The following is a 537-nucleotide window of genomic DNA, read 5'->3' as shown; positions in this document are numbered from 1 at the left end:
GACCTTTCCTTGCCCGACGCGACGGGTCTGGGCGGCGTCTCCACTTTGCGAGCCCAGTTTCCCTCCATACCGATCGTGGTCCTGACGGGTTTTGACGACGAACGCATGGCCATCGCCGCTCTGCGCGAAGGAGCCGAGGACTATCTTGTGAAGGACAGCGCCAAGGCGACCGTGCTGCGTCGTGTGCTGCTGCATGCTATCGAGCGCAAGCGAGTCACCGAGGCAATGTTGGCGACCCGCGACCGATTTCGCGAAGCCCAACGGCTCGAAGCCCTGGGTCGACTGGCCGGAGGCATCGCCCACGACTTCAACAACATGCTCACCAGCATTCTCGGCTATTCGAGCATCCTCTGCGCCGAGCTCGAGGATCCCCAGAGCCGGGCTGACGCCGAAGAGATTCAAAAAGCAGGCGAGCGGGCCGCCGACCTGACCCGCCAAATTCTGGCTTTTAGTCGACGAGATCAGCCTCGCCTCGAGGCGGTGGACGTCAACGAGGTGGTCGACCACATGGTCCGCATGCTCAACCGGTTGCTGCCA

The 537-nt window shown here is 62.8% G+C and carries 1 protein-coding gene; it reads left to right on the top strand.

Annotated elements, in window-relative coordinates:
• Positions 1-537: response regulator (locus KDM41_18915; GenBank protein MCB1185497.1), on the top strand; the 537-nt coding region annotated here is incomplete at both ends.

The organism is bacterium, from assembly GCA_020440705.1.
Classification (GTDB): domain Bacteria; phylum Krumholzibacteriota; class Krumholzibacteriia; order LZORAL124-64-63; family LZORAL124-64-63; genus JAGRNP01.
This window is presented reverse-complemented; position numbering and strand designations above follow the sequence as displayed.